Consider the following 20,412-nt stretch of genomic DNA (forward strand, 5'->3'; position numbering starts at 1 on the left):
GCGGGCCGTGCTCGCGGCCAACCGGCCCTAGCGTTTATGATTGGCGATACATTTTGCATTGCTATTCCGACGACATGCCGCATTCAGCTCCGCTTGCGACCGCCGCCGCACCCTTCCGCCACGAGGGCGGCGTTTGCCACGTCGGCGGCGACTGGAGCGTGCTTGCGCTGGCCGAGGCCGGCGAGGTCGAACGCAGGTGCGCGGCGCTGGCGCGCGCGGCCAAGGACGGCGCCCGCTGGGATATGCACGGCATCAGCCGGTTGGACACGATCGGCGCGCTGCTCATCTGGCAGGCCTGGGGCGAAAAAATGCCCGAACGGGTGCGCTGGGGGGCGGGGCAGCAGGATGTATTCAATGCGCTGGCGATGAACAAGGGCGAGACCCCGGTGGCTCCGCCCAAGGCGGAGACCTGGAGCTGGGTGCGCGCCATGGGCAGCGCGGTGCTGCGGGCCGCCGAAAACGGCCGGGCCTTGCTAATCATGCTCGGCCAGCTGGTTCTGGACTTTGGCGCAATGCTGCGCCGGCCGCGCCTGGGCCCGTGGCGCGAGATCTCGGCGCAGGTGTATCGCACCGGCGCGCAGGCGCTCGGCATTACCGCGCTGGTGGGCTTTCTTATCGGCGTGGTGCTGTCGTACCTGTCCGCGCAGCAGCTTCAGATGTTCGGCGCCGACCGCTTCATCGTGCGTCTGCTGGGCGTGTCCATCGTGCGCGAGCTGGGGCCGGTGCTGGCCGCCATTCTGGTGGCGGGCCGCTCCGGATCGGCGATTACCGCCCAGATCGGGGTCATGCGGGTCACGCAGGAACTGGACGCCATGCTGGTCATGGGCATCTCGCACGGACAGCGGCTGATCCTGCCGCGCGTGGTCGCGCTGGCGGTAACCATGCCGCTGCTGGTGCTGTGGACCAGCGCGATGGCGCTGCTGGGCGGCATGCTGGCCGCGCAGGCCCAGCTTGGCGTGTCGGCGCAGTGGTTCCTGCAGTCGCTGCCGGACGCCATCACGCTGACCAATTACTGGATCGGCATGCTCAAGGGCGTGACGTTCGGCATTCTGATCGGGCTGATCGCCTGCCATTTCGGCCTGCGCATCCAGCCCAACACCGAAAGCCTGGGGCGCGGCACCACGACGTCGGTCGTCACCTCCATCACCGGCGTGATCCTGCTTGACGCCGTGTACGCGGTCATCTTCAGCACGGTGGGCATCTGATGAACAGCGCCACCCAGAACCGCCTGTTCGCCGAAGAAGGCGTCACTGTCGAGCCGGTGATCACGGTGCGCGGCCTGCGTACCGCCTTTGGCGACCACGTTGTGCACGACAACCTGGATCTGACCGTATTCCCGGGAGAGATCCTGGTGCTGGTGGGCGGCTCGGGCACGGGCAAGACGGTGCTGCTGCGGCAGATCATCGGGCTGGACGTGCCTGCCGCGGGCACCGTGAAAGTGCTGGGGCACACGCTGTCCGAACTGACCGCGGGCGAACGCCGCCGCCTGTCATACCGCTGGGGCATGCTGTTTCAGGCGGGGGCGCTGTTTTCAGCGCTGTCGGTGTTTGACAATGTGGCGTTGCCCTTGCGGGAATTGCGCACAGTGCCCGAAGACCTCGTGCGCGACGTTGTCATGTGCCGCCTGGCCATGGTGGGCCTGTCGTCGCGCGACGCGGACAAGCGTCCCTCGGACCTGTCCGGGGGCATGGTCAAGCGCGTGGCGCTGGCGCGGGCGCTGTCGCTGGACCCTGAATTGCTGTTCCTGGACGAACCCACGGCCGGCCTGGATCCCTTGCGGTCCGACGAGTTCGTGGACCTGGTGCGCAGCCTGCACCGGCAACTGGGCTTTACCGTCGTCATGGTGACGCACGACCTGGACACGCTGCTTGCGCTGGCCACACGTGTCGCCGTGCTGGCGGACAAGCGGGTGATCATTTGCGACACGGTGCCTGAAGTCCTGAAGGTGGATCACCCGTTCATTCATACATTCTTCCTGGGCGAGCGCGGTTTGCGCGCGCTGGGGGACCTGGCACCGAAGGGATTGCATCATGGAAAACCGTAGTCATGCCCTCATGGCCGGTATCTTCACGCTGGTCCTGCTGGCCGCCGCGACTCTGGCGGCCATCCTGATCGGCCGCGACCGGACCCAGCTCCAACCCTACGAAATCGTCTCCGCCACGGCGGTCACCGGCCTGAATCCGCAGTCGGCGGTGCGCTACCAGGGCGTTCCGGTCGGCAGGGTGCAGTCGCTGGCGCTGAATCCGAACAAGCCTGGCCAGGTGCGCATCCGGATCGGCGTGGCCCCGAACACGCCGATCACGGAGTCGACGTGGGCCGAGCTGGGCGTGCAAGGCGTGACCGGCATGGCCAACGTCGACCTGCGCGACGATGGCACGTCGCTCAAGCGTCTGGTGTCCACGGCCGAGCATCCCGCCGCCATTCCGCTGCGCCCGGGCTTTCTCGACCGTATCGAGCAGCGCGGCGACAAGCTGCTCACCAACGTCGAGGTCGCCACCGAACAATTACGGCGCGTGCTGAGCGAACAGAACGTGCAGGCGCTGACCGCCAGCCTGCAGAACGCCACCGACATCTCGCAGTCGCTGAAGGACGTCAGCCGCGACCTGGCTCCCACCATGGCCAAGCTCGGGCCGCTGATGGAGTCGCTGGGCAGCACGTCGCGCCAGGCCGACCGCGCGGCGCGCGAGATCGCAGACCTGGCCCAGCAGGCCCGCCAGTCGCTGGCCCGCCTGAATGCGCCCGATGGCCCCCTGTCCGTCGCCACGCGCAGTCTCAATGACATCGCGCTGGCCGCCGCGCGGCTGGACGGCGAAACCCTGCCGGCGATCTCCGGCATGGCGAACAACGTCAGCACGGCTGCACGCAGCGCAACCACCACCTTGCGCCGCGTGGACAGCACGCCGCAATCGTTCTTGTTCGGTCCGGCGCCCGTTGCGCCAGGACCCGGCGAAGCCGGCTTTGCCGGATTCGGGAGGCAGTCGAAATGAAGATGCGCAGCGCCATTCTGATCCTGACCCTGGCCCTGTCGGGCTGCGGCTTCGGCCGCGTGTCCGCGCCGCCCAAGGTCTTCGACCTGGGACTGGACGCCAGGCCCACGCCGGCCCTGGCGGCGCGCGAGCCGATAGCGCTGACGTTCCAGGCAACGCCCGCGCTCTCCGACACCGGCATGATCTGGCGCGTGGGCGACAGCGCCGCGCCGCGCTCCTACGCGACCTACCGCTGGGCTTCATCGCCGGCCGAACTGGTGCGCCAGCGCCTCATCGACCGCCTGTCGCGCCAGGGGGCGGTGCTCAATGACCGCGTCAGTCTGCAGACGCCGCAGCTGCAGGTGTCGCTGGCGCAGTTCGAGCAGGTGTTCTCCGAGGACGGCCAGTCCAGCCAGGGCCGCATCCTGCTGCAGGCGGTGCTGCTGAACGGGCGCGCGGTGGTGGACCAGAAGCGCATCCTGGTGCAGGCGCCCGCGCCCACATTGGATGCCGAAGGCGGCGTCGCGGCGCTGCGCCAGGCCAGCGACGAAGCCAGCGACCAGCTGGCGCAATGGCTGGAGACTGCGCTGAGGCCCGCGGCGCCGGCGCCGCGAGCCCGATGAGCGCTGGCTCGCGCCGCCGGTTGCGGCGGCGCGGGGCGCCTGTCCCGACACCCGGCGGACAGTCGGGCGGTTAACATCGTTTCTTTTTTCCGCACGCTGAGTCACGCCATGTCCGCACGCACTGAAACCCACGCATTCGTCGGCGCCGCCGGCCGCATCGACTGCGCCATCGACTGGCCCGCCGGCACGCCGCGCGGCTGGGCGCTGGTGCTGCATCCGCATCCGCTGCAGGGCGGCGCGCGCGAAAACAAGGTGGTCACGACCCTGTCGCGCGCCTGCGTGCAGCACGGCCTGGCTGCGGTGCGCCCCAATTTCCGCGGCGTCGGCCTGTCCGAAGGGACGTTCGACAAGTCCGTCGGCGAGACCCAGGACATGCTCGCCGTGGTGGCGCAGATGCGCGAACTGCACCCCGAACTGGCGCAGGCCCCCTGGGTGCTGGCGGGTTTTTCGTTTGGCACCGCTGTCGCCGCGCAGACCTACGCCGCGCTGGCGGACCAGGGCGACACCGTGCTGCCGTCGGCCCTGATGCTGATGGGCCCGGCCGTCAATCGCTTCCAGTCGCATGAAGTGCAGGTGCCTGACGACACCCTGATGGTTCATGGCGAAGAGGACGAGGTCGTGCCGCTGTCGGAGGCCATGGACTGGGCGCGACCGCGCTCGATCCCCGTGGTGGTGGTGCCCGGCGCATCGCATTTCTTCCACGGCAAGCTGCTGGTCCTGCGCCAGCTGGTGCAGGCGCGCCTGAAGGTGGCGCTGGACTGAGCCGGCCCCTTCCGAATCCGCACAGGTTGCATCAGGTTGCATGTTTTAGGCGCGCGGGGAACCCGGCGCGGCAGGAAGGGGTCTGATCGACTGCCTATAATTGTCAGCCACTTGCCCCGCGCCGGCGGGCGTCATTCCTGGACCCATGTTGCCGATGAAGAAATTGCCTTACTCCGCCCAATCCCCCGTTGTCTTTACCCGCCGCCTGTTGTCTGGCGCGGTGCTGTCGGCAATGCTGGCCGCCTCAGTGCCGGCCTGGGCGCAGCAGGCGCCCGCCACGCCCGCCGCCGCGCCCGCCGCTACGGCGCCGGCTCCGGCGGCCTCGGGCGCGGTGCCGGTCGGCGATGTCTCGGCCGTGCCGGCGCCGACGATCGCGGCCAAGGCCTGGATCGTGATCGACGTGAACAGCGGCCAGACCCTGGCCGCTTCCAATCCCGACATGAAGGTCGAACCGGCCTCGCTGACCAAGATCATGACGGCCTACGTCGTGTTCAACGCGCTGGAAGAAAAGCGCCTGACGCTCGAGCAGACCGTGCCCGTGTCCGAGCACGCCTGGCGCACGGGTGGTTCCCGCATGTTCATCGAGCCGCGCAAGCCGGTCACGGTGGATGAACTGAACCAGGGCATGATCGTGCAGTCGGGCAACGACGCCTCCGTGGCGCTGGCCGAAGCCGTGGGCGGTAGCGAATCGGCTTTTGCCGCGCTGATGAACCAGGAGGCCGAGCGCCTGGGCATGAAGAACACCCACTTCATGAACGCCACGGGCTTGCCCGATCCGCAGCACATGACGTCCACGCGCGACCTGGCCACCCTGTCCGCGCACCTGATCACCGATCACCCGGACTTCTTCCACTACTACAAGCAGAAGAGCTACACCTACAACAAGATCACGCAGCCCAACCGCAACCGCCTGCTGTGGGCAGATCCCTCGGTCGACGGCATGAAGACCGGCCACACCGATTCGGCCGGCTACTGCCTGGTGTCTACCGCCGTGCGCGGCGACCGCCGCATCCTGGTGGTCGTGGTGGGTACGGACAGCGAAGCGACGCGCGCCGAAGAAAGCCTGAAGCTGCTGAACTGGAGCTTCCAGAACTTCGACACGGTCAAGCTGTTCGACAAGAGCCAGCCCGGCATCGACGCTCGCGTGTGGGAAGGCACCGCCGAAAACGTCAAGCTGGGTCCGCCCAACCCCGTGTCGATCGCGGTCCCGCGCGGCAAGGCCGGCGAACTCAAGCCCGTCGCGCAGCGCACCGATCCGCTGATCGCGCCGCTGGCCAAGGGCCAGCAGGTCGGCACGCTGCAATTCACGCTGGATGGCAAGGTGCTGCGCACCGAGCCCCTGGTCGTGCAGGACGCCGTGGAGCGCGCCGGCTTCTTCGGCCGCATGGTCGACACCGTCAAGCGCTGGTTCCAGTAAACAAGGCACCGCGGCCCCGGCTGCGGGTGTAAGCTAGCAGCGGGCGTTTCGTGCGCGAAACGCCCGTTTTGCATTCAGCGGGGGCGGGCCGCGCGGCTCGTCCCTCTTCATTTCTATCTTCAGGAGTGCCTCATGATTCCGGGCGTGCCGGGCGAAAGCCAGGTGTATCTCAACGGTGAATTCCTGCGTGTGGACGAGGCCAAGGTCTCCGTCCTGGACCGCGGCTTCATTTTCGGCGATGGCATCTACGAAGTCGTCCCCGTGTACCAAGGCAATGCGTTCCGCATGGCCGAACACCTTGATCGCCTCGACCGCAGCCTGGCTGCCTTGCGGATTGCGCAGCCGTTCGACCGCGCCGGCTGGATCGACCTGATCCAGCAGCTGCTGTCGCGCTCCAACCTGGACACCTGCATCGTCTACCTGCAGGTGACGCGCGGCGTGGCCAAGCGCGACCACCAATTTCCGTCGCCTGCCGCGGTTCCGACGGTGTTCGGCATGATCTCGGCCTGGACGCCGCCGTCCGCCGCGCAGCGCGAAAAGGGCCTGGCCGCGATCAGCATCCCCGACGAACGCTGGCTGCATTGCGAGATCAAGTCTGTCTCGCTGTTGGGCAACGTGCTGGCCAAACAGCAGGCGGTCGACGCCCACGTCGACGAAGTCGTGCAGTTCCGCGACGGCTACCTGACTGAAGGCTCGTCCACCAACATCTGGGCGGTGTCGGGCGGCAAACTGCTAGCGCCGCCCAAGAACAACCTGATCCTGGAAGGCATCCGCTACGGACTGATGGGCGAATTGGCCCTTGAAGCCGGCATTCCGTTCGAGGCCCGCCGCATCTCGCAGCAGGAAGTCGAACAGGCCGACGAACTGATGCTGTCGTCCGCCACAAAGGAAGTGCTGGCCATCGTCTCGCTGGACGGCAAGCCCGTAGGTGCGGGCAAGCCTGGCCCCGTTTTTGAGAAATTGCGTGCGGGTTATGATGCCCGCATCGCCGCGCTGTAATTCTGGCGCCGGGCGGCCTGCGCCGCCGCCCGCGTGGCCCGCCGGCACTTGCCGGCGCGCCGCTTGCCCCCATATAACAACATTCAGGGGCAACTCTTTTCTAGGCACATCATGCACATTCCGCCCGAAGATTCATTGATCGAATATCCCAGCGACTTTCCCATCAAGGTCATGGGCAAGCATCATCCCGAATTCGCGCAGACGCTGACGGAAGTCGTCCTGCAATTCGATCCGGCGTTCGACGCCGCGACAGTCGAAATGCGGCCCAGCAAGGGCGGCAACTACCTGGGCCTGACCTTCACGGTGCGCGCGACCTCGCGCGAGCAGCTCGACGCCCTCTACCGGGCGCTGCATGGCCATCCCATGGTGTCTATCGTCCTGTAAGGCAATACGGCTGTGATCAAGTGGCTGGCGCGGCCGGTGGACTACCTGCCGGTATGGCAGGACATGCAGGCGTACACCAGCCTGCGCGACGCCGATACGCCAGATGAAATCTGGCTGTGCGAGCACACGCCGGTCTACACGCTGGGCCAGGCGGGCCTGCCTCAGCATGTGCTCAATCCCGGCAATATCCCCATCGTCCATTGCGACCGCGGCGGCCAGGTGACCTACCACGGTCCCGGCCAGGTCATGGCGTATGCGCTGTTCGACCTGCGCCGCGCGGACATGTACGTGAAGGAATACGTCGCCCTGCTCGAATCCGCCGTCATCGACACGTTGGAACAGGCTGGCGTGCGCGGGGCCTGTCGCAAGCCCGGCGCGCCCGGGGTGTATGTGCCCGATCCCGCCGGCGGCGAACTGGCCAAGATCGCCGCGCTGGGCATCAAAATCCGCAACGGCAGGGCCTACCATGGCGTGTCGCTGAACGTGGCGATGGACCTTGCGCCATTCCTGGGCATCAATCCCTGTGGCTACGAAGGGCTGCGCACCGTCGACATGGCGGCCTGTGGCGTGCGCCGCACGCCCACCGAGGCGGGAGATGCGCTGGCGCTCAACCTGGCGCGCGCATGGCAGCATCGAAGGAGCACGATTTGAAGACCTACACCGCGGCGGACATCGCCGCGACCACGCCCGAGCAACTGGCGCGCCTGCGCGAATCCGGGCCGCCCGAGGAGTACACCGCCTGGATCCGGGCGGCCGCCGAACTGGGCCTGATCGAGGCGCAGACCATCTATGGCCAGATGCTGCTGGACGGCGTCGGCGTCGAACGGCAGCCGGAAGAAGGGCTGGCGTGGTTCAAGCGCGCCGCCAACGCCGACCACCCGATGGCCATCAACATGGTGGGGCGCTGCTACGAGAACGGCTGGGGCGTGCCCGCCGACGATACGGTTGCGGCCTACTGGTTCAGGCTGGCCGCCGACCGCGGGCTGGACTGGGGCATGTACAACTACGCCCATATGCTGCGCAACGGGCGGGGCGGCGTGACGCAGAACCAGGCGGCCGCGCTGGCGCTCTACCAGAAGGCCGCACAGGCCGGCCATGTGAAATCCATCGGCGTCGTGGGCCGCTACTACGAAGCGGGCGACGTGGTCGGGCAGGACCTTGCGCGCGCTTTCGATTGCTACCAGCGCTGCGCCGAAGGCGGCGACTTCCGCGGCATGTTCCACCTGGGCAGGCTGCTGTTGCTGCAGGGCAAAAAAGAGGACGCCGTGCAATGGCTGGTCCGCGTGCCCGAGACCGCGACGCCCGCTTTTCTGAAGGAAGCCAACGGGATGCTGCAGGACTGCGGCTTCCCGGCGCTATACGAAACGCAGCCCTGACGCGGCTCAGGTGCTCAGGCGGGCCTCGAACGCCACCTCCAGCATGTCGTGCTGGCCCGCGCCGCGTTCGCCTTCCAGCCGGTCCAGCAACAACTGGCCGGCGCGCCGGCCCAGGGCGGCCGCGTCGATCCCCAGCGTGGTCAATCCCTGCACCCATTGCGCGGCGCTGCCGTCGTCCGTGAACCCCAGCACCGCCAGGTCCTGCGGGACCTGCAGATCGCGGTTATGCGCTTCCGACACGGCGGCGGCCGCCAGCACGTCCGACGTGCAGAACACCGCATCGAAGATCGTATTCGTGGTCAGCAGGCGCAGAAAGGCCATGCGGCCGTCGTTCATGTGCTGCGCCTCCGGCTGCACGATATCCGCGACCTGCTCCAGCCCCAGCGCGGCGGCACTGGCAATGAAACCCTCGCGCCGGGCGCGTTCCCAGGGGGTGTCCGCGCTGACACAGGCAACCCGCGCGTGGCGCTTCTCGGCCAGGTGCCGGGCCGCCATGCGGCCGGCTTCGGCATTGTCGAGCGCGACGGCGCTGTCCAGCGTCTGCGGCGACGCGGTCCAGGTTTCCACGACCGGGATCTCCAGAGCAGCCAGGGCGGCCCGCAGGGCAGGATCTTCCAGCGGGCCGATGACCAGGGCGGCCGCCGGGCGCAGCTCGGTCAGCAGGGGGAGCGCCTGAGGGTCGTGCCACGGGGCGGCGGCCAGGTAATAGCCGGCGGAGGCAATCCGTTCGCTACAGGCCTGGATGGCGCGTGCGGCGGGCCCGGCATCCAGCCGGGGGGCGATCAGGGCGATGGGGACGGGCGCGGGCAGGGGAGGCATGAAGAGGTTTGCTGTGGCGTCAGGCCAGACGATAACCCAGGCACACGCCGTCCCCGGACGCCCGTGCGGTCGATTTGCCCGGCGAAGGGTAAAATGCCCGTTTTGTCCCAGACCCGGCCGTCCCGCGCGCCGGTCATGAAGGTGTCCCATGTCTACGCTCGCCGAGTCTCCTGTTCCCTCGAACGAATCCGCCGCTGCGCCCGCGGACGCCGCCTACGATCCGACGCAAAAGCAGAAATCGCAGGCCAAGACGGCGCGCATCCCCATCAAGATCATTCCGGCCGAGCGCCTGAAGAAGCCCGAATGGATCCGCGTGAAGGCCGCCGCGCCCGGTTCGCGCTTCTACGACATCAAGCGCATCCTGCGTGAGCACAACCTGCACACGGTCTGCGAGGAAGCCTCCTGCCCGAACATCGGCGAGTGCTTCGGCAAGGGCACGGCCACGTTCATGATCATGGGCGACAAGTGCACCCGGCGCTGCCCGTTCTGTGACGTGGGCCATGGCCGCCCCGACCCGCTGGACACCAAAGAGCCCGAAAACCTGGCGCGCACCATCGCGGCGATGAAGCTGTCGTACGTCGTGATCACCTCCGTCGACCGCGACGACCTGCGCGACGGCGGCGCCGGCCACTTCGTGGATTGCATCACCCATATCCGCGAGCTGTCGCCCACCACCCGCATCGAGGTGCTGGTGCCAGATTTCCGCGGCCGCCTGGACCGGGCGCTGACCATCCTGAACGCCGGTCCTCCCGACGTCATGAACCACAACCTGGAAACCGTGCCGCGCCTGTACAAGCAGGCGCGCCCGGGTTCGGACTACATGCATTCGCTGAAGCTGCTGGCCGAATTCAAGAAGCTGCACCCGGAAGTGCCCACCAAGTCCGGGCTGATGCTGGGTTTGGGCGAGACGGACGAGGAAATCCTGCAGGTCATGCGGGACATGCGCGACCACAACGTGGATATGTTGACGATCGGGCAGTATTTGCAGCCGTCGGACCATCATCTGCCGGTGCTGCGGTATGTGCACCCGGATACGTTTGCGATGTTTGAGCGTGAGGCGTATGCAATGGGGTTCTCGCATGCGGCCGTGGGGGCGATGGTGCGGTCTTCGTACCATGCGGATGAACAGGCGCATGCGGCGGGAGTTAATTGATGAATCGAAAACTCCGTCGATGAGTTAAAAAGGCTGCGCTGGCGGCCTTTTTTGTGTCACGCGTCGGACTGCAACAAGATTCAACTTCCTTGCATCTGAAACGGTAAAAAGCCATATCCGCATCGCTTGGTTCTGTAAATTTCTGACTAAATGCGGTTTTGAGTTAATATCCTAGGCCATTATTGGCGTTCTCAGTTGGAACGTGCCGTGTTGTCACTGCCGGCCTCAGCAGGATGAGATTGACGGAGTATTAGCTGATTATTATTGGCCTTTCGTTAATAAAATTGAGGCCAAAACAGAGTGAAAATATAATACGATCCTTGCTTCAAGCATTTTAGTTGAAGTATCAGTAACGGATAATGGGGCTCTCTGGTACGCTCCTGTTTATTGGCAATTGATCGTCTGTAGGAGTTTTCTTTGAGTTTGCCCCCGCTGATAATAGATCTGGATGGCACCCTGATCAAAACTGATATGTTGCACGAGTCCGCGTTGCGGACCATGCGGGACAGGCCTGGGGCTTTATTTTTTATTCCGCAATGGCTGGCGCAAGGGAAGGCCGTATTAAAAAAGCGCCTGGCCGGTGCGCTGACATTCGACCCCGAATCCTTGCCTTATAACGAAGAATTGCTGGCTTGGCTCAGGCAGCAGAAGAACGATGGGCGCAAACTCATTCTTTGCACGGCCTCGGATGATTCCATCGCCAGCGCGATCGGCGCTCATCTTGGTATTTTTGATGAGGTAATGGCCAGTGATGGGAATATCAATCTCTCAGGCTCGCGCAAGGCGGATGCGCTAGAACAGCGTTTTGGCCGTGGCGGGTTTGACTACGCGGGAAATTCCAGCGTCGATCTGGCCGTGTGGCGCAAGGCGCGCCGGGCCATTGTCGTAAACGCCAGTGCCGGCCTGCCCGCCAAGGCTGCCGAGTGCTGCGAAGTGGAAATCGTGTTTCCCGCGTTGCGACAGGGCGCAAGCGTCTGGCGCAGGGTGCTGCGCGTGCATCAGTGGCTGAAAAATGTGCTGCTGTTCGTGCCGTTCATTGCCGGTCACCAACTGGCTGATATGGACACCTGGCTCTCCCTGTTGGTCGCTTTTTTCTCGTTCAGCCTTTGCGCGTCATCGGTTTACATCGCCAACGACCTATTCGACCTGGAGAGCGACCGGCAGCATTCCCGCAAGCGCACGCGACCTTTTGCTGGTGGTGTCGTCCCGATATGGAAGGGAGTGCTGATTGCGCCGCTTCTGTTGCTGTTCAGCTACGTGCTGGCGTTGTTTGTTGGCGGCACATTTATTCCTTGGCTCACCGCCTACTTTTTGCTGACCTGCGCTTACTCTTGGGGCCTGAAGCGTTTAATCCTGGTGGATTGCCTGGTATTGGCTATCTTGTACACGCTGCGCATCATTGCGGGGGCCGCCGCTGCAGGATTGGTGCTTTCGTTCTGGCTGCTGGCGTTCTCCGTGTTCCTTTTCCTTTCGCTCGCCTTTGTGAAGCGATATGCCGAATTGGAACTGCAGATATTAAGCGGCAAGGATAAAGCCCATGGGCGTGGCTATTACACGTCCGACGCCTCCCTGATTCAGACCTTGGGTATTACCGCCGGCTATGCATCCGTCCTGGTGCTGGCGCTATATCTGAACAGCAGCCAAGTCCTGATGCTGTATCAGATGCCCGAAATCGTGTGGGGCGCCGTGCCCGTCATGTTGTTTTGGGTGAGCTGGATGTGGATGCAGGCGCACCGCGGAAACATGCATGACGATCCGCTGGTGTTCGCAGTCAAGGACAAGGCCAGTCTGTGCGCCGGCGTGGTGTTTGTAGCAATACTTGCACTTGGGACGGTGCTGTCTCCATGGTGACAGTCTCGTCCTGGGGGCGTCTGGATCGTCGGCCTCATGTCGTCTATGACATGGCCGACCGTCGGATCGTGGCGCAGCGGTTGCGGGAAACGGCGCCTGGCGTGGCGTTTGGCATGGGCCGCAGCTATGGCGACGCCTGCCTCAATCCCGAGGGCACATTGTGGCGGATGGCGGATTTGGATCGCTTCCTGTCGTTCGACGAATCGACCGGCCGTCTCGTCTGCGAGGCGGGGGTGCTGCTTCGGGATATCCAGCGGGTAGCAGTGGCGCGCGGCTGGATGTTGCCTGTCACGCCGGGTACGCAGATCGTCACGGTCGGGGGGGCAATTGCCAATGAAATCCATGGCAAGAATCACCACGTCTTCGGCACCTTCGGTCATCATGTGGTGCGCCTGGTCCTTCAGCGCACGGATGGCGAGCGCATCGAATGCTCGCCTAGCGTCAATAAGGAATGGTTTTCCGCCACGGTTGGCGGGTTGGGTCTTACCGGGGTGATATTGGCCGCGGAAATTCAACTGCGGCCTGTGGCCGGGCCCTGGCTCGCAACCGAAACTCAGCCATATGGCACGCTTGATGAATTCTTCGCACTGGCGGACGAATCCGAGAGCGGGTGGGAGCATACAGTCGCATGGATTGACTGCCTGTCGAAAGAGGCCAAAGGCTTGTTCATGCGCGGCAATCATATTGATGGCGGCATGCGGCCAGAGCCTGCGGTCCACCCCAAGAAAATGCCCTTCACTCCGCCTGTTTCACTCGTCAATGGCCTGTCGCTTCGTCCGTTCAATTGGGCGTATTTCAACGCGAAGAAGAACGCAGGCCGGGAAATCGTGCATTACGAGCCATTTTTTTATCCTTTGGATAACTTGTTGGAATGGAATCGGATGTATGGTCCGGGCGGGTTCTACCAATACCAGAGCGTTGTGCCTCGTGCCGTAGGCCGGGATGCGATAGCCGCGATGCTCCACGAAATTTCGCGTTCGGGTGAAGGTTCGTTCCTGAGCGTGCTGAAGACGTTCGGAAATCAGCAATCTGTGGGCATGCTGGGATTTCCCCAGCCAGGCGTGACCCTGGCAATGGATTTTCAGAACAAAGGTGCGGCAACAGAGCGTCTTTTCGCACGCTTGGATGGCATTGTGGCAGATGCCGGCGGGCGGATTTATCCCGCGAAGGATGCGCGCATGCCTAAATCGCTGTTCGAGGCGGGTTATCCCGCATTAACCGAATTCCTGTCGTACCGCGATCCAGGGATAAGCTCGGCGCTATCGCGACGACTGATGGGGTATTAAGAGTGACAACCAAGAAAAAGCGCATTGTGATCGTGGGCGGTACGTCGGCAATTGCCGAACACTGCGCGCGCATATGGGTCGGGCAGTCCGCCGTGGACCTTACGTTGATCGGCCGGGACCAGGACAAGCTGGACGCCGTAGCCGCCGATTTGCAGGTTCGTGGCCCCCAATCTGAAGTACGAGCAGTGACTGCGGATTTTGAGAATCCCGAGCGCATACAGTCGCAGGTCGATGCCATTACTGCAGCAGGAACCGTCGACCTGGTGCTGATCGCCCATGGCAGCCTGCCGGATCAAAAGAAATGCCAAACCGACCTTAAGGCCTGCGAGCAGGCGCTCAATATCAATGCCATCTCGCCAGCGATCTACGCCGAGGCATTTGTTCGCGGCATGGAGCAAGTGGATCACGGAACGCTCGCGATCATTGGTTCGGTCGCAGGAGATCGTGGTCGCAAGTCGAATTACATATATGGGGCAGCCAAAGGGCTGATTGAGCGCTACGCGCAAGGGCTGCAGCACCGCTTGGCGAAAACGCGCGTCAAGGTGGTCTTGATCAAGCCTGGCCCCACGCAGACGCCGATGACAGCATCTATGGGCAGCGCCTATGCGAGCATGGCGCGTGTCGAAGATGTGGCGGGCAATATCGTTGCAGGGATAGCGGCGGGCAAGCCCGTGGTTTATGCGCCTGGGAAATGGGCTGTAATCATGCTGGTAATTCGGAACTTGCCGCGCTTCGTATTTAACAAGATGAATATTTGATCGGTATGCCCAGCGCTGGAGCGCGTAAGCCGGAATTGTCCGGCAATAAAGGTCGCGATGTTGGACTGCTGAGCGCGGTCATTGATGGCGATCTGGATGGTTTCGGTTGTGGATATCTCGGCCTCGGAGAATCGCAAAAAAACCAAAAATTACCTCGGAGACCGTGAAGTGATTAAGCAGTTCTATTCCCGGCAGTTCATTTCTTTTCTGTTAGCCGGTGGGTTGGCCGCTCTTGTCAATATCGGCTCCCGGATTGTGTACAGCCAGTGGGTGAATTTTTCCTGGGCAATTGTATTCGCGTATGTTACCGGGTTGATAACGGGATTCGTCCTGACGAAGGTTTTTGTATTTAAAGGCGCTACGCAGGCGCTGCACCGTTCGATCTTGTTCTTCGTTCTTGTGAATGTGGTGGCAGCCGCGCAGACGTGGCTTATAAGCATGGGGCTTGCTTATTATGTGCTACCTGCCATGAGCGTGCCGGAAGGATATGTCGAAAACATTTCTCATGTGATCGGTGTGATTTTTCCCGTTTTTACCAGCTATATTGGCCACAAGCGATGGTCATTCCGCTGAGCCGACCCGGGATTCAAGTGCCTTTTCGGATGGTGCGGTTGCAGAACCTTGTAACTTTAGAATTCGTGCGGCCTCGATGGAATGGCCGGTATATAATTTGCAGTCTGGCTGTATAACTCTGCTTGAAATTTATGAAAACGATTAAATGCACCTCGGAGGTGAGGTATGAGTGACGTAGATCTTGCCGAACTGTACCGCAATAGGTTTTCGACAGATATCCTGCCAAGAAAGAACGCAATTTGGCGTGTCATCTGCAAGGGATTTCTTAGTAGATTTGTAAAGCCGTCTGATGTAGTGGTCGATGTGGCATGCGGCTATGGGGAATTCATCAACAATATTGATGCCGGAAAGAAAATCGCCATCGACCTGAATCCGGACACGCGCGCTTTGCTGAACCCGGATGTTGAGTTCCACCAATGCTTGGCCACCGAATTAAGTTCCGTCATCAAGGGTGATGCGGACGTCATATTCACGTCCAATTTTCTCGAGCATCTGCCGAACAAGCAGGTTCTGGATGTCTTTCTAGAACAGGTCTCCGCGGCTCTCAAGCCGGGGGGGAAATACATAATTGTCGGTCCCAATTTGCGCTACCTTCCCGGCGCATATTGGGATTTCTATGACCATCATTTGGGCCTTACTCATCATTCCTTGACGGAAGCGCTTCAATTGAAGGGTTTTACCGTCGAGAAATGTGTCGACAGGTTTTTGCCGTACACCATCCGCGGAGCCCTGCCCACCCACCCGATGCTCGTGTGGCTGTATCTGAAGGTTCCGTTTGCCTGGAAGATTCTTGGCAAGCAATTTTTTATTGTCGCCCGTAAAGCCAGCTAGGGCACCCGTATTGCGAGCCGACTCTCTTGCGTTGGCGCAAGGGTGGGGGCTGCCTTTTTGCGTCCATCGGCAATGATGGACGTCTGAGGCGGGCGGCGCATATGGAATGCGCAGTGAACATTCTCGCGCCTGGATCGCAATGACGGCGGGACGGCAATAACCTTAAGATCATCCGATCTATCCGATAAATGAAGGGCCACTCGTATCGTGCGAATCAATGAAAGAATAATGCTGGGCGCATTTTGTTTCTTGTCGGCGCTTGTTGTCGCGTGCGCGGTGGTGGGCGGAGTTCGTACATATTCTCCGGTTCCCTATTGGGATATGTGGAACGGCTATCTCGATTTCTACCTCAAGGCATCTCAGAGCGACGTGTCGATGTGGTGGGCGCAGCATAATGAGCATCGGATTCTGTGGTCGCGTTTGTTGTTCTGGTTGGATATTCGATGGTTCGGCGGCGTCAGTGCTTTTCTAATTTTTGTTAACTACATTCTGGTTGGTATCGCCGGGATAGTCTTTTCCCGCCTGCTGGCGTGGTCGTTGCCTGAGCCGACGATGCGCCCGGTGCGATGGGCCATTAGTCTGTTTCTTTTCGGCTGGTTGTTCTTGTGGTCCCAAAGCGAAAACTTTACTTGGGGCTTCCAAAGCCAATTCTTCCTGGCGCAATTGTTTCCGCTCTGCGCGCTGGTCGCCTTGTATCGGTCTGCCGAAGAACCGGGCAGGCTTGGCCTGTTCCTGTTGGCATGTTTGCTTGGTGCGGCATCGTTAGGGTCGATGGCTAACGGCGTCATCGTCCTGCCGTTGATGGTGTTATGCGGCGGCATGCTGCGTATCGGTCGCGCGCGGCTTCTCTCGCTACTTGTGCTGGCCATAGGCGGCGGGCTGCTGTACTTTCACAATTATTCCTCCCCCCCGGGAAACGGCAGTTTATTGGCCACGCTGTTGGCTAATCCTGCAGGCGTGAGCCGCAGCCTGCTCCTCTACCTGGGCAGCCCATTCTTCTTTTTGATGCGCAAGAGCAGCCACAGTGTGCAGATTGCATTGGGTGCTGGCGTCGTGCTGGTCGTGGCGTCGCTGATGTGGGGCATCGCCGCCATTCGGCGCAGACCGATGCCAGGTTTGCGGCTCGCGTTGCTCAGTTACCTGCTGTTTATTGGCGGCACCGCCCTGGCGACTGCCATCGGCCGCCTGCAATTTGGGCCAGATCAAATCCTTTCGAGCCGATACAGCACGCCGGCGGTAATGGCTTGGGCGGTATTTTTCGTCCTTCTGGCGGATAGCATGCGTTCACGGCTGACCAGGCGGCCGATCGCCTGGTTGTTGCCGTTGTTGGCGCTGCACGTGTATGTGGCCGTTGTTCAGGTGCGCAACGTGCCTGGCGTTTCCGATACCGATTATCGGCGGCATCTGGCCGCCTTGGCGTTGGAGCTGGGCGCCAGGGATGATGGCAGAATCGCCACGGTTTTTCCGTACATCGACTGGGTGCTTGATATTGCCGCGGATGCGTCGCGGGCACAGGCGTCGATTTTCGACCGGCCGCCTTTGCGCGGTGTCCGGGCGATGATGGGAGCGCCGGCGGATTCGGGCAATGCCGGCGCCTGCTCGGCGGGTATCGACTACGTCTATCACCTGGATGGCGGCGATTTCCATCGCATTGCGGGATGGGTAAGCGACGATCATGGCAGCGCCGTCCAAGGTGTTTGGATCATTGACCAAAGTGGCAAGCGTGTAGGCTACGCCCTGGCCTTCAACCAAGCGGCTTCGCTGGGGAAAGGTGTCGATGCGGGCCGTCGTTTTGACGGATACGTCACGAAAGAGGGCGCTGCAGTGCTGGGGGCGATCCAGGTTGCTGGTTCCGCTTGTGCAGCAAAATTGGAGTCGCCATCGCCCTGGTTTACGGTTATACCGTCGCAGCCGCCCGTCTCGACGGATGTAGTGGCCGGTTCCGCGGCCATTCTGGCCAATGACGGCTGGACAGGATCGGATTATCAGCGCACGGCGATTGATGGAATGCAGGTGGTGGGTAGCCATCACCATGGCGACGACGACTCGGGTACGCTGAAACTCAAGCTGAAACCTGGGGAGTCGGTTTTCTATCGGTCCGGACCGGTCATGCGTTCGCAGTTTCTCCAATTCGGTCAAGGGCCGCGGGGCTGGGCCATGCTACCGGCGGCCGAGAACTGGGTCAGGCTTGAATTCCAGGGGGCGGCGTTGCCTGCCGAGGGTTTCGAGGTCACATTTACCGATGCGGGCAAGGGCTTTGGCGAGTGGTCCGCCATTGCGGTGCGCGCAAATAAATAACACACAGATATGCAAGATACTCAACGGAAAATTCTGATTCCCGGAGGCGCCGGCCTCGTTGGCCAGAATGTGGTAGCCCAGCTCAAACGCAAGGGTTATACCAATATCGTGGTGCTGGATAAGCACCGCGCCAACCTGGAAGTCCTGCGTTCATTCCATCCGGAACTTGTCATCGAGTATGCGGATCTTGCCGAGCGGGGCGATTGGGAAAGGCATCTCGAAGGTGCCGACACCGTCGTAATGTTGCAGGCGCAGATTGGCGATCCCAATCTTGAACCGTTCACGCGCAACAACATCACGTCGACCAAGCACATGCTTGCGGCCATAAAGCGCAATAACGTCCCGTACACGGTGCATATCAGCTCATCCGTTGTCGAATCAGTGGCGGACGATTTCTACACCAATACAAAAAAAGAACAGGAACGCATCGTCCTTGAGAGCGGCATCAACTGCGTAGTATTGCGTCCAACACTAATGTTTGGCTGGTTCGACCGCAAGCATTTGGGCTGGCTGTCACGGTTCATGCAGCGCGTTCCGGTCTTTCCGATTCCGGGAAATGGCAAATTCATGCGACAGCCGCTGTATGCGGGAGACTTCGCGAGCATAATCATCAGTTGCATTGAATCGCGGATCAACGGGCAGGTCTTCAATATTACCGGCCTGGAAAAGGTCGACTATATTGACATTATTCGCACCATCAAGGCGTCCACGGGCGCCAAGGCCATGCTGTTGAAGATACCCTACGGCCTGTTCTATCTCTTGCTAAAAACCTACGCGGTATTCAATAGCGACCCTCCCTTTACCGCGGCACAGCTGAAGGCGCTGGTCGCGCACGATGAATTCGAAGTCATCGACTGGCCGACGATTTTCAATGTGAAGCCGACTCCCTTCGCCGCAGCGATTGACGAGACGTTTCACGATCCCGTTTACAGCAAAGTGGTACTGGAGTTCTGAATATCATGGGTCAACGAATTGCGGTGCTGGGCGCAGGTCCGATGGGCCTGGCCGTCGCGTACCAACTTGCGCTGGACGGGCATGAACCTGTTGTGTTCGAGGCCGATGACCGAGTGGGGGGCATGACGGCCACGTTCGATTTCAATGGACTCGATATCGAACGCTACTATCATTTCCATTGCACCTCGGACACGGCATTCCTGGACGTGTTGCAGGAGCTGAATCTGGCCGACAGGATGCGCTGGGTCGAAACCAAGATGGGCTACTGGTACCAGGACAAGTTACAGCCCTGGGGCAATCCGGTTGCGCTTTTGAAATTCAAGGGGCTCAGCCTGGCGGCCAAGATCCGTTATGGCTTGCACGCATTCCTGTCCGTCAAGCGCAATGACTGGAAGCCTTTGGACAGGGTCGAAGCGACGGGATGGATCCGCCGCTGGGTAGGCGCCGAAGCCTATGAAGTGCTATGGCGGCGCTTGTTTGACTACAAGTTTTACGACTACACGGACAATCTGTCCGCGGCTTGGATCTGGAGCCGGATTCGCCGGATCGGCCGGTCACGCTATAGCCTGTTCCGTGAAAAGCTCGGGTATCTCGACGGCGGTTCGGCGACCCTGTTGCAGGGGTTGGCCGAGGCCATACGCAAAAATGGCGGCCAGATCCGGCTGAAGTCGCCGGTGCGCAAGGTTGTCATTGAAGATGGCCAGGTCCGCGGCGTGGTGGCCGATGGGGAAATGGAGGCCTTTGACAAGGTGGTCAGCACGGTGCCTTTGCCATATGTGGCGCGCTTGATGCCTGATCTGCCGCAGCCCATCCTGGAAAAATTCAGCAATAAGAAGAATATCGCGGTGGTGTGCGTTATCGCCAAGCTCAAGAAACCGGTTACGGAGAATTTCTGGCTCAATATAAATGATCCGGAAATGGATATTCCCGGGCTTGTGGAGTACACCAACCTGCGGCCATTGGACGAGCATGTGGTCTACGTGCCTTTTTATATGCCGGGCGAACATCCGAAATATGGCGATCCGGACGATGTCTTTCTGGACAAAGTTAAGCGCTATCTGAAAAAAATCAATCCCGCGCTGTCTGATAGCGATTTTGTTGATATCCGCGCCAGCCGCTACCGCTATGCGCAGCCAATCTGCGAACCAGGGTATTTGGATGGAGTGCCCGACGCCAAGTTGCCGGTCAAAGGCCTGTGGGCGGCAGATACGTCCTACTACTATCCGGAAGATCGGGGCATTTCCGAGAGTATCGGTTTTGGCCGCAACCTGGCCCGTGAGGTAGTGCTGCCTACGTAGCAGGCGCCTTCATGGCCACCTGTTGGTGAGGTCTACCGTGCTGAACGCGGTTGCGCACATCCGA

20 protein-coding genes are annotated in these 20,412 nt (G+C 61.7%); 19 read left to right on the forward strand and 1 reads right to left on the reverse strand.

Translation table 11 applies throughout. From position 1 onward, the window contains the following. Positions 1-74: 74 nt before the first annotated feature. The 10 genes from KYC_RS07910 to KYC_RS07955 all read left to right on the forward strand — a co-directional run bounded on the left by KYC_RS07910 (position 75) and on the right by KYC_RS07955 (position 8,527). Complete coding sequence (locus tag KYC_RS07910) at positions 75-1,205, forward strand: MlaE family ABC transporter permease (RefSeq protein WP_043517888.1); 1,131 nt, start codon at positions 75-77, stop codon at positions 1,203-1,205. Continuing rightward, positions 1,205-2,044: an ABC transporter ATP-binding protein gene (locus KYC_RS07915; RefSeq protein ID WP_008160759.1), complete on the forward strand. Its 840-nt coding sequence runs from the start codon at positions 1,205-1,207 to the stop codon at positions 2,042-2,044. Before KYC_RS07910 ends, KYC_RS07915 begins: the two co-directional genes overlap by 1 nt. Then, positions 2,031-2,987, forward strand: coding sequence for an MlaD family protein (locus tag KYC_RS07920; protein ID WP_043517868.1), 957 nt, complete (start codon positions 2,031-2,033; stop codon positions 2,985-2,987). The genes KYC_RS07915 and KYC_RS07920 overlap by 14 nt, the downstream gene beginning before the upstream one ends. Continuing rightward, positions 2,984-3,589 (forward strand): ABC-type transport auxiliary lipoprotein family protein, encoded by a 606-nt coding sequence (locus KYC_RS07925; RefSeq protein WP_008160761.1) that lies wholly within the window; start codon positions 2,984-2,986, stop codon positions 3,587-3,589. The genes KYC_RS07920 and KYC_RS07925 overlap by 4 nt, the downstream gene beginning before the upstream one ends. A 108-nt stretch (positions 3,590-3,697) precedes the next feature. Next, on the forward strand, positions 3,698-4,351 hold the full coding sequence (locus tag KYC_RS07930; protein ID WP_008160762.1) for an alpha/beta hydrolase: 654 nt from the start codon (positions 3,698-3,700) through the stop codon (positions 4,349-4,351). A 154-nt stretch (positions 4,352-4,505) separates the two neighbouring features. Then, entirely contained in the window at positions 4,506-5,768 is a 1,263-nt protein-coding gene (locus KYC_RS07935) for a D-alanyl-D-alanine carboxypeptidase family protein (protein ID WP_008160763.1), read from the forward strand. A 132-nt stretch (positions 5,769-5,900) separates the two neighbouring features. Next, positions 5,901-6,767 carry a D-amino acid aminotransferase gene (locus KYC_RS07940; RefSeq protein WP_008160764.1) on the forward strand — a complete coding sequence of 289 codons (867 nt, stop codon included), beginning with the start codon at positions 5,901-5,903 and terminating at the stop codon, positions 6,765-6,767. Positions 6,768-6,878: 111 nt separating this feature from the next. Further along, the gene (locus KYC_RS07945) at positions 6,879-7,151 is read left to right on the forward strand and encodes a YbeD family protein (RefSeq protein WP_008160765.1); all 273 of its coding nucleotides are present in this window, start codon (positions 6,879-6,881) and stop codon (positions 7,149-7,151) included. Between the two features lie 12 nt (positions 7,152-7,163). After that, complete coding sequence (lipB, locus tag KYC_RS07950; protein ID WP_008160766.1) at positions 7,164-7,802, forward strand: lipoyl(octanoyl) transferase LipB; 639 nt, start codon at positions 7,164-7,166, stop codon at positions 7,800-7,802. After that, positions 7,799-8,527 carry a tetratricopeptide repeat protein gene (locus KYC_RS07955; RefSeq protein WP_008160767.1) on the forward strand — a complete coding sequence of 243 codons (729 nt, stop codon included), beginning with the start codon at positions 7,799-7,801 and terminating at the stop codon, positions 8,525-8,527. Before lipB ends, KYC_RS07955 begins: the two co-directional genes overlap by 4 nt. A gap of 6 nt (positions 8,528-8,533) precedes the next feature. Here KYC_RS07955 and KYC_RS07960 read toward each other — a convergent pair whose 3' ends face one another. Continuing rightward, positions 8,534-9,346, reverse strand: coding sequence for a LacI family DNA-binding transcriptional regulator (locus KYC_RS07960; RefSeq protein WP_008160768.1), 813 nt, complete (start codon positions 9,344-9,346; stop codon positions 8,534-8,536). 148 nt (positions 9,347-9,494) lie between these two features. Between KYC_RS07960 and lipA the strand changes: the two genes are divergently transcribed. From lipA to KYC_RS08005, 9 genes are all read left to right on the forward strand, one after another. Further along, entirely contained in the window at positions 9,495-10,499 is a 1,005-nt protein-coding gene (gene lipA / locus KYC_RS07965) for a lipoyl synthase (protein ID WP_008160769.1), read from the forward strand. 417 nt (positions 10,500-10,916) lie between these two features. Then, entirely contained in the window at positions 10,917-12,350 is a 1,434-nt protein-coding gene (locus KYC_RS07970; RefSeq protein WP_008160770.1) for a UbiA family prenyltransferase, read from the forward strand. After that, positions 12,344-13,636, forward strand: a complete 1,293-nt coding sequence (locus tag KYC_RS07975; RefSeq protein WP_008160771.1) for an FAD-binding oxidoreductase — start codon at positions 12,344-12,346, stop codon at positions 13,634-13,636. The genes KYC_RS07970 and KYC_RS07975 overlap by 7 nt, the downstream gene beginning before the upstream one ends. Before the next feature lie 2 nt (positions 13,637-13,638). Beyond that, the gene (locus KYC_RS07980; RefSeq protein WP_043517873.1) at positions 13,639-14,394 is read left to right on the forward strand and encodes an SDR family NAD(P)-dependent oxidoreductase; all 756 of its coding nucleotides are present in this window, start codon (positions 13,639-13,641) and stop codon (positions 14,392-14,394) included. Positions 14,395-14,478: 84 nt separating this feature from the next. Continuing rightward, on the forward strand, positions 14,479-14,967 hold the full coding sequence (locus tag KYC_RS07985) for a GtrA family protein (protein WP_008160773.1): 489 nt from the start codon (positions 14,479-14,481) through the stop codon (positions 14,965-14,967). A 165-nt stretch (positions 14,968-15,132) separates the two neighbouring features. Beyond that, a complete protein-coding gene (locus KYC_RS07990) occupies positions 15,133-15,798 on the forward strand; it encodes a class I SAM-dependent methyltransferase (protein WP_043517875.1) in 666 nt (221 codons plus the stop codon). A gap of 228 nt (positions 15,799-16,026) precedes the next feature. Then, positions 16,027-18,096, forward strand: coding sequence for a hypothetical protein (locus tag KYC_RS28370; RefSeq protein WP_008160775.1), 2,070 nt, complete (start codon positions 16,027-16,029; stop codon positions 18,094-18,096). Positions 18,097-18,105: 9 nt separating this feature from the next. Then, positions 18,106-19,050 carry an NAD-dependent epimerase/dehydratase family protein gene (locus tag KYC_RS08000; protein ID WP_008160776.1) on the forward strand — a complete coding sequence of 315 codons (945 nt, stop codon included), beginning with the start codon at positions 18,106-18,108 and terminating at the stop codon, positions 19,048-19,050. A 2-nt stretch (positions 19,051-19,052) separates the two neighbouring features. Then, complete coding sequence (locus KYC_RS08005; protein WP_202946581.1) at positions 19,053-20,348, forward strand: NAD(P)/FAD-dependent oxidoreductase; 1,296 nt, start codon at positions 19,053-19,055, stop codon at positions 20,346-20,348. Positions 20,349-20,412 lie beyond the last annotated feature (64 nt).

The sequence above is a fragment of the Achromobacter arsenitoxydans SY8 genome, from assembly GCF_000236785.1.
Lineage (GTDB): Bacteria > Pseudomonadota > Gammaproteobacteria > Burkholderiales > Burkholderiaceae_B > Achromobacter > Achromobacter arsenitoxydans.

What these genes read in the sequence shown, in the direction of transcription:
- KYC_RS07975 (WP_008160771.1), top strand. Translation starts at nt 12,344, where the DNA reads ATGGTGACAGTCTCGTCCTGGGGGCGTCTGGATCGTCGGCCTCATGTC.
- KYC_RS07930 (WP_008160762.1), top strand. Translation starts at nt 3,698, where the DNA reads ATGTCCGCACGCACTGAAACCCACGCATTCGTCGGCGCCGCCGGCCGC.
- KYC_RS07915 (WP_008160759.1), top strand. Translation starts at nt 1,205, where the DNA reads ATGAACAGCGCCACCCAGAACCGCCTGTTCGCCGAAGAAGGCGTCACT.
- KYC_RS07945 (WP_008160765.1), top strand. Translation starts at nt 6,879, where the DNA reads ATGCACATTCCGCCCGAAGATTCATTGATCGAATATCCCAGCGACTTT.
- KYC_RS07935 (WP_008160763.1), top strand. Translation starts at nt 4,506, where the DNA reads ATGAAGAAATTGCCTTACTCCGCCCAATCCCCCGTTGTCTTTACCCGC.
- KYC_RS07960 (WP_008160768.1), bottom strand. Translation starts at nt 9,346, where the DNA reads ATGCCTCCCCTGCCCGCGCCCGTCCCCATCGCCCTGATCGCCCCCCGG.
- KYC_RS08000 (WP_008160776.1), top strand. Translation starts at nt 18,106, where the DNA reads ATGCAAGATACTCAACGGAAAATTCTGATTCCCGGAGGCGCCGGCCTC.
- KYC_RS07985 (WP_008160773.1), top strand. Translation starts at nt 14,479, where the DNA reads ATGGCGATCTGGATGGTTTCGGTTGTGGATATCTCGGCCTCGGAGAAT.
- KYC_RS07925 (WP_008160761.1), top strand. Translation starts at nt 2,984, where the DNA reads ATGAAGATGCGCAGCGCCATTCTGATCCTGACCCTGGCCCTGTCGGGC.
- KYC_RS28370 (WP_008160775.1), top strand. Translation starts at nt 16,027, where the DNA reads ATGCTGGGCGCATTTTGTTTCTTGTCGGCGCTTGTTGTCGCGTGCGCG.
- KYC_RS07910 (WP_043517888.1), top strand. Translation starts at nt 75, where the DNA reads ATGCCGCATTCAGCTCCGCTTGCGACCGCCGCCGCACCCTTCCGCCAC.
- KYC_RS07940 (WP_008160764.1), top strand. Translation starts at nt 5,901, where the DNA reads ATGATTCCGGGCGTGCCGGGCGAAAGCCAGGTGTATCTCAACGGTGAA.
- KYC_RS07920 (WP_043517868.1), top strand. Translation starts at nt 2,031, where the DNA reads ATGGAAAACCGTAGTCATGCCCTCATGGCCGGTATCTTCACGCTGGTC.
- lipA (WP_008160769.1), top strand. Translation starts at nt 9,495, where the DNA reads ATGTCTACGCTCGCCGAGTCTCCTGTTCCCTCGAACGAATCCGCCGCT.
- KYC_RS07990 (WP_043517875.1), top strand. Translation starts at nt 15,133, where the DNA reads ATGAGTGACGTAGATCTTGCCGAACTGTACCGCAATAGGTTTTCGACA.